At 71.8% G+C, this 8,009-nt stretch carries 6 protein-coding genes and 1 pseudogene; 6 read left to right on the forward strand and 1 reads right to left on the reverse strand.

Features of this window, described 5'->3' with window-relative positions; translation table 11 throughout:
• Positions 1–274: 274 nt before the first annotated feature.
• The gene (panB, locus tag FAF44_RS50610) at positions 275–1,105 is read right to left on the reverse strand and encodes a 3-methyl-2-oxobutanoate hydroxymethyltransferase (RefSeq protein WP_237110657.1); all 831 of its coding nucleotides are present in this window, start codon (positions 1,103–1,105) and stop codon (positions 275–277) included.
• 146 nt (positions 1,106–1,251) lie between these two features.
• Here panB and FAF44_RS50615 point away from each other — a divergent pair, with 146 nt between their 5' ends.
• The 6 genes and pseudogenes from FAF44_RS50615 to FAF44_RS50640 all read left to right on the forward strand — a co-directional run.
• Positions 1,252–2,484 carry an MFS transporter gene (locus FAF44_RS50615; protein WP_237110658.1) on the forward strand — a complete coding sequence of 411 codons (1,233 nt, stop codon included), beginning with the start codon at positions 1,252–1,254 and terminating at the stop codon, positions 2,482–2,484.
• Positions 2,485–2,698: 214 nt separating this feature from the next.
• Complete coding sequence (locus FAF44_RS50620; protein ID WP_237110659.1) at positions 2,699–4,261, forward strand: MFS transporter; 1,563 nt, start codon at positions 2,699–2,701, stop codon at positions 4,259–4,261.
• Between the two features lie 99 nt (positions 4,262–4,360).
• A complete protein-coding gene (locus tag FAF44_RS50625; protein ID WP_237110660.1) occupies positions 4,361–4,963 on the forward strand; it encodes a TetR/AcrR family transcriptional regulator in 603 nt (200 codons plus the stop codon).
• A gap of 93 nt (positions 4,964–5,056) precedes the next feature.
• Entirely contained in the window at positions 5,057–7,111 is a 2,055-nt protein-coding gene (locus tag FAF44_RS50630; RefSeq protein ID WP_237110661.1) for a right-handed parallel beta-helix repeat-containing protein, read from the forward strand.
• Complete coding sequence (locus FAF44_RS50635; protein ID WP_237110662.1) at positions 7,108–7,527, forward strand: hypothetical protein; 420 nt, start codon at positions 7,108–7,110, stop codon at positions 7,525–7,527. Before FAF44_RS50630 ends, FAF44_RS50635 begins: the two co-directional genes overlap by 4 nt.
• Positions 7,524–8,009 (forward strand): annotated as a pseudogene (locus FAF44_RS50640) (hypothetical protein); the annotation flags it as partial. The gene FAF44_RS50635 and the pseudogene FAF44_RS50640, both read left to right, overlap by 4 nt.

The raw sequence follows: 8,009 nt of genomic DNA on the forward strand, positions 1-8,009 counted from the left end.
GCCCAGCACACCGCCCACGACACACACCGACCGTCGGCACGACACACGCCGCCCGGCCACACGTCACACACGCTGACCGGCCGCATGACGCGCACCGGTCGGCCACACGTCACACACGCTGACCGGCCGCATGACGCGCACCGGTCGGCCGCACGGTGCGCATGGATCGGCCGGGCGGGGCGCACCGCTCGGCCACATGTCACACGCGGCGACCGGCCGCATGACGCGCACGGATCGGCCGGGCAGTGCACCGCCCGGCCGGCCGGGTGTGCGATCAGGTGTAGGAGTGCTCCGGCGCCGGGAACGCCCCCGACACGACGTCGTCGGCGTAGGCCCGTACGGCGCGTTCCATCTCCCCGGCCAGGTCGGAGTACTGCTTGACGAACTTGGCCGGTCGCGGCGTCAGCCCCATCAGGTCCTGCCACACCAGGACCTGGGCGTCGGTCGCCGCTCCGGCCCCGATGCCGATGGTGGGGATCGCGAGCGACGTCGTCACCCGGTGCGCCAGGTCCGCCGGGACGCACTCCAGCACCACCGAGAACGCGCCGGCCCGCTCCAGGTCCTTGGCGTCCGACATGAGCTCGTCACCCGACTGGCCCCGCCCCTGGACGCGGTAGCCACCCATGACGTTGACCGACTGCGGGGTCAGCCCGAGGTGCGCCATGACCGGCACGCCCGCCGAGACCAGCGACTCGACCTGCGGCAGGATCCGCCGGCCGCCCTCCAGTTTGACCGCGTGGGCCCCGGCCTCCTTCATGAACCTGGCCGCCGACTCCAGCGCCTGCGCGGGCGAGGACTGGTACGACCCGAACGGCAGGTCGGCGACCACGAGGGCGCGCGACGAGCCGCGTACGACGGCGGCGGTGAGCGGCAGCAGGTCGTCGACCGTGACCGGCAGGGTGGAGTCGTAGCCGTAGACGACCATGGCCGCCGAGTCGCCCACGAGCAGGACCGGGATGCCCGCGTCGTCGAACACCCGCGCCGTCATCGCGTCGTAGGCGGTGACCATCGGCCACCGCTCTCCGCGCTCCTTGGCGGCGGCGAGGTCGCGGACGGTGATCCTGCGCCCGGACGCGCCACCGTACAGCGTGGTTGAAGAGGACATGTCAACCCTCCAGAAATCGTCTCGAGGCGCCCCAGTGGCGTCCCCGGACTCACTCCGATGATGTCACGGGCCGTTCATATGCCGAAAATCTGTGGCGAAACTGTCGGTCCCGCTTGTCACAATCGAGGGCGGAGGTAACGAACACCATGGCTCTCGATCCTTACCGGCGCCTGCTCAGAATCCCGGGTGTCCCCACCCTGCTGCTGGTGGGCCTGCTGGCCCGGGTGCCGACGACCGCGGTGGGCATGGCGCTGATCATGCACGTGGCCCAGGTGATGGGCCTGGGCTACGCCAGGGCCGGGCTGATCTCGACGGCCTGGACGGTCGGCATGGCGGTCGGCTCGCCGCTGGCGGGCCGGTTCGTCGACCGGCACGGCCTGCGGCCGGTGCTCGCCGTCACCACGGTGGCCCAGGCGGCGTTCTGGGCGGGCGCGTGGGCGCTGCCGTTCCCGGCACTGGTCGTGGCCTCGGTGCTGGCGGGGCTGCTGGCGCTGCCGGTGTTCAGCGTGACCCGGCAGTGCCTGGCCGCCATGGTCCCGCTCGACCAGCGGCGCAGCGGGTTCGCCCTCGACTCGATGCTGGTCGAGCTGTCGTACATGATCGGGCCCGCGCTCGCGGTGGCGGGCATCACCATGGCCGGCAGCGGCGTCACGCTGACGGCCATCGGCGTCGGCATGACGGTGGCGGGCGTGAGCCTGTTCCTGCTCAACCCGCCGACCCGCTCGGCCGAGGAGGCCGAGGAGCAGGGGGCGAAGGTGCCCAGGCGGCAGTGGCTCACGCCGTCGTTCGCGGCGCTGCTCGGCACCGCCGCGGCGGCCACGTTCGTGCTCACCGCGAGCGAGCTGTCCCTGGTCGCGACCATGAACGAGGCCGGCCAGACGGCGTGGGTGGGGCTGGCGATGGCCATCTGGTGCGTGTTCTCCCTCACCGGCGGTTTCGTGTACGGCGGGCTTTCCCGGGGTTTCTCGCCGCTGGTCCTGATCGCCGCGATGAGTCTGCTGACCATCCCGGTGGCGCTGGCCGGGGGCGGCTGGTACTGGGTGGTCCTGGCGCTGCTGCCCGCGGGCCTGCTGTGCGCGCCGTCGCTGTCGGCCACGGCCGACGTGCTCACCCGCTGGGTGCCCGGCGGGGCGCGCGGCGAGGCCATGGGTTACCACGGCACCGCGCTGACGGTCGGCGGCGCGGTCGCGTCCACCGTGGCCGGCGCGGTGATCGACGGCAGCGGGGCCGAGTGGGGGTTCGTGCTGGCCGGGGTGGTGGGGCTGGCCATGGTGCTGGTCGCGCTGCCGTTCTGGCGGAGCCGGCCTCGGCGGCCGGAGCCGTCCGTGGCGCGGCCGGTGGCCGACGTGGCCGCACCGGCCCCGGTCACCTCGCCCTGAGCGTCCACGTCCATCCCGGGGGCGCGCGGGGGCCGCTCCCGGGATGTCGCGTGGACGGGTGAGAACAGCTCCTCACCCCGGGCCTCACCTTGGCCGTCGCCCGGAGGAGAGCGGCCGTTCACGTCCTATTTACGAAACGGGACCGTTGCGTATCGGAATGCCTTGCGATACGTTGTCGTAGCGAAACTCTGACGTATCGAAACTAAGGACATTCATGGACCCCAACTCGGGACATCCACGCCGCTGGGGCATCCTCGGCGTCCTGGTGTTCAGCCTGCTGGCGGTGGTGCTCGACAACACGATCCTGAACGTGGCGATGAAGACGATCGCCGACGAGACGGTCGGGCTCGGCGCCACGCAGAGCGAGCTGGAATGGGCGATCAACTCCTACACCCTCGTGTTCGCCGGGTTGTTGTTCACCTTCGGCGTGATCGGCGACCGCACGGGCCGCAAGCGCATGTTGTTCATCGGCATGCTGCTGTTCGGCCTGGCCTCGCTGGCCAGCGCGTACGCGCAGGATCCGATGCAGCTCATCCTGGCCAGGGCGGCGATGGGCATCGGCGGCGCGGCGATCATGCCGGCCACGCTGGCGATCATCTCGAACATCTTCCCGCCCGCCGAGCGGGGCAGGGCGATCGGCGTGTGGGCCGGCGGGGTGGGCCTCGCCGTGGCGATCGGGCCGATCACCGGCGGCCTGCTGATCGAGCACTTCTGGTGGGGCTCGGTCTTTCTGATCAACGTGCCGATCGTGGTGATCAGCATGGTGCTGATCGCGGTCATCGTGCCGGAGTCGCGTGACCCGAAGCCGTCCAGGCTGGACCCGGTCGGCGTGGTGCTGTCCATCATCGGCCTGGTGGCCGTCGTCTACGGCATCATCCGCGGCGGCGAACTCGGCACCGTGGCCAGCGCCGAGGTGCTGCTCCCGACGCTGTTCGGGGTGGCGGTGCTGGGCGTGTTCGTGTGGTGGGAGCGGCGCATCGACCACCCGGTGTTCGACGTGCGCAGCTTCGCCAACGTGCGCTTCAGCTCGGCCATCGGCATGATGGGCATCGTCTTCTTCGCGATGATGGGCGGGATGTTCTTCCTCACGTTCTACCTGCAGATCGTGCTGGGGTTCACGCCGATCCAGGCGGGCGCGCTGATGATCCCGTTCGCCGCCGCGCAGCTCATCTTCGCGCCGCTCAGCCAGCGGGTGAACGAGCGCTTCGGCGCCAAGCTGGCGGCCACCGTCAGCATGGTCGTGGTGACGCTGGCAATGGCCAGCTACGCGTTCATGGACCAGAACACCCCGATCGTGCTCATCGAGGTCGTCTTCTTCGTCCAGGGCGCCGCGATGGCCAACATCATGCCGCCCGCGACGACCGCCATCATGGAGTCGCTGCCCAGGGAGAAGGCCGGCGTCGGCTCGGCCATGAGCAACACCGTCCGCCAGGTGTCGGGCGCGCTCGGCGTGGCCGTGCTCGGCTCGGTGCTGTCGTCCAGCTACCGCGGCGCGATGGCCCCGGCGCTGAGCGCGCTGCCCGAGGACATGCGGCACACGGCCGGTGAGTCGATCATGGCGACCATGACGGCCGCGCAGCAACTGGGGGAGCGGGGGCAGGCGCTGATCCAGCCGGCCTTCACCGCGTTCGTGGACGGCATGCACGTCACCGCGCTGGTGTCGGCCGGGATCGGGCTGGCCGGCATCGCGGTGGTTGCCTGGTGGATGCCGGGGAAGACCCGTCCTGACAGGCGTTCCGAGTACAAGGAGCCGGTGCTGACCTCGTCCCGCGGGTGAGGGACGAGCCGGCGATGGAGCGATCGGCGGGCAGCGCTTTCCCGGACGCCCGCATCGAGAGCCGGCGCGCCCGCGCCGGCGAGGTATGGTGAGGCGGCGATGACGATCCAGGAAACCGGAACCGCCCGTCCCGCGGGCCGTCCGCGCAGCGAGAAGGCCGAGAAGGCGATCATCGAGGCGACCCTCGATCTGATCGGCGAGGGCATGGGCGTGTCCGAGCTGACCATCGAGGCCATCGCCGCGCGGGCGGGTGTCGGCAAGACCACGATCTACCGGCGCTGGTCCAACAAGGAGGACCTGGTCGTCGACGCCCTCGCCACGCTCAAGGCGCCGTTGCCGCCGCTGTCCGGCACGTCGGTGCGCGACGACCTGATCACCCTGGTCGATGCCATGCGCCGGGAGCACGGGCAGGCCCGCAGCCGCTGCGTGATGAACATCGCGATGAGCGAGGCCGACCGCTATCCCCGGCTGCTCGACCGCTTCATGAAGCTGGCCGTCGAGCCCCGCAGGGAGGCGATGCGCGCCGTGATCGGGCGCGGTGTCGCCTCCGGCGAGCTCCGGCCCGATCTCGACGTCGACATGGGCATGTCGATGATCTCGGGCGCGCTGCTCTGGCACGCCAAGTGGGGCCCCGCCGGAGACCTCCCGCTCGATCTGGCCGAGCGCGTCGTGGACGCGGCGCTGGCCGGAATGGCCCCGTGACGCCCGCCTGAGAAAGGCCGCACCGTCAGGGAAAGACGGCTTTTCCCGATCTTCGGCCTAGGCAGAACGTGAGCCTTGTTCTAATCTCCGGCCATGGGCCTCGTGCGAAAACTCGCGTCCATCGCCGCGGTGGCGTCGGTCCTGCTGGTGACCGGGGGTGGCCCGGCGCTGGCGCACGAGGAGCGGCCGGTCACCTTCCCCGACGGCTCCGGATCGGTCCCGGTCCTGCGCTCCGGCGAGCCCGATCTGATCGTCTGCAAGACCGACGAAGCCGATTTCGCCCGCCGGATCGCGAGTTTTCCGGCCGACCTCAAAGCCCGCAACCTCGACCTTTTCGCAAAATGTCAGGAAAAAGGGGTTAGGCATTTACAGGAAGCCGTGGACCAGGTGCGGCGTCCCGGAATGACGATCGCCCTCCTGCCCGGCCTCTACCGCGAGGAGCCCAGCCGGCCCGCCCCCACCGGCGACTGCGCCCGGCTGCCCGCCCGCTGGTCGACCTGGGGCTACCAGATCCTCACCTACGAGCAGCAGTCCCGGTGCCCGCACAACCAGAACCTCGTCGCCATCCTCGGCAAGCAGGACCTCCAGATCGAGGGCACCGGCGCCGGCCCCCTGGACGTCGTCATCGACGCCGAGTACAGCAAGCTGAACGCCATCCGCGCCGACCGGGCCGACGGCGTCTACTTCAGGAACCTCACCGCCCAGCGCACCACGTTCAACTCCCTGTACGTCCTGGAGACCGACGGGTTCGTCATCGATCGCGTGCTGACCCGCTGGAACGACGAGTACGGCTTCCTCACCTTCGCCAGCGACCACGGCCTGTACACCGACTGCGAGGCGTACGGCAACGGCGACGGCGGCCTCTACCCCGGCAGCGCCTCCAACCTGAACGAGGGCCGCGGCCACGACGTCCCCCGGTACGCCATCGAGATCCGCCGCTGCAAGAGCCACGACAACGCGCTCGGCTACTCGGGCACCGCGGGCGACTCGCTGTGGGTGCACGACAACGAGTTCTACGACAACATGGTCGGCGCCACGATGGACAGCCTCTGGCCCTCGCACCCCGGCCTGCCGCAGAACCACGCCAGGTTCGAGAACAACAAGATCTACGACAACAACCGCGACTACTACCGGCACACCCGCGACGGCACCTGCGCCAAGCCGCCCGCCGAGCGCGGCTACGAGCGCGGCGTGGTGTGCTCGCAGGTGGGCGTACCGCCGGGCACGGGCGTGATCGTGGCGGGCGGCAACTACAACGTCTTCGCGAACAACCAGGTCTGGGGCCACCGGCGGGCGGGGTTCCACCTGTTCGGCGTGCCGGCGTTCATCAGGGGCGAGAGCGACCTGGCCAAGCAGGCCGACACCTCCGACTTCAACCGCTACGAGGGCAACGTGTTCGGCGTCGGCCCGGCGGGCGAGCGGCGGCCGAACGGCCTGGACGTGTGGTGGGACGGGCAGGGCACCGGCAACTGCTGGCAGGGGGACACGGGCGCGTCCTCGCCCGTCGTGCTGCCGGTGTGCGGCGCGACGGCTCCGGAGCTGTCGGGCGGCACCCGGCGGCTGCTGGCCGAGCCGGTCAAGCTCGTCAAGCTGTACCTGTGCGCCGACTTCAGCGCCTCCGAGGCCCGGCTGCCGGCCGGGTGCGACTGGTTCGGGGCCACGGGGCTGGGCAAGGTCGAGACGCAGCTCGCGCTGGGCGGATCGGTGGTGCTGGCGCTGCTCGCGGTGCTGTTCTGGCGGCGGTCGCGGCAGGTGACCGGCCCGCGCGGACGCCGGCTGATCCTGGCCGGCACCGCGGCCGGCGTCCTGGGGCTGACGCTCGACGTCGTGGCCGCGGCCCTGTCCAGCGCCACGCAGGCCGGGCTGGCGCTGCTGCTCATGGGCGCGTGGTGGTTGTGCCTGGGCTCGGCGCTGCGGGCCGCGCGGCCGGCGTTCGGCTGGCTGACGATCGTGCTGGGCGTGCTGGCCTGCGCGGACGCCTTCGACCGGCTGGTGTACCTGATCCCCGTCGTCCCGCTGGGGCCGGGGTGGATCAGGGGGCTGGTGACCGGGCTCTGGGTGCTGTGCGCGGTGGTGGCGCTCGCGCCGGCACGGGCCCGCCCGGCGGAGGAACCGGCGGAGGAGCCGGCGGCGGGAGCGTCCGCATGAGGCTCGGGTTCGCGGCGTCGGCGCTCTTCCGGTTGTGGTGCGCCCTGCTGGCGGCGTTGCTGGCCGTCGCGTGCGGGCCGCTGTCGCAGACCCACCGCGACCCCGGCAACAGCCACGAGGTGGCGACGGCCGCGCCGGGCGGCCCGGCCACCGGCGAGGTCAGCGCCGAGATCACCGTCACGGGCGGCCGGGTGAGCCCGCCTCCCGGCTGGCTGGAGGCGCGCCGGGGGCAGCCGGTCAGCATCACCGTCACCAGCGACGTCGCCGACGAGGTGCACGTGCACGGCTACGACCGGGCCGCCGAACTGCGCCCGGGGGTGCCCGCGACCGTGCGCTTCACCGCCGATCTGACCGGCGTCTTCCAGGTGGAGACGCACGCGGGCAAGCTGGTGCTGACCCAGCTCGCGGTCCGGTGAGGCCGCCCGCGTTCCCGGCCGCCGTGCTCGCGCACGGCGTCGGCGAGCGCTCCGACCTGCCGATCCCGCTCTTCTACGCCTACGCGGGCGCGTTCGCCGCGCTGGTCGTGTCGTTCCTGGCGCTCGGGCTGCTCTGGGCCGACTCCCGCTTCCGGGGCGACCTGGCGGGCCGTCCCGTCACGCTGCGGCTCGGCCCGCTGCGGCAGCCCGCCCGCGTCCTGACGCTGCTGGCCGCCGGCTACACCGCCGGGTGGCTGGTGCTCGGGCCGGATACGGAGAACGCGGGCCCGTACCTCGTCTACGTGCTCTTCTGGGTGGGGCTGGTGCCCGCGTCGCTGCTGCTCGGGCCGGTGTGGCGGACGCTCAACCCGTTGCGGCTGCTGCCCGACCGCCCGCGCCGTCCGTACCCGCGGCGGCTCGGCTACTGGCCCGCCGCGGCCGGCCTGCTCGCCTTCACCTGGACGGAGCGGGTCGCCCCCGAC

The organism is Nonomuraea sp. MG754425 (assembly GCF_021699195.1).
GTDB lineage: Bacteria > Actinomycetota > Actinomycetes > Streptosporangiales > Streptosporangiaceae > Nonomuraea.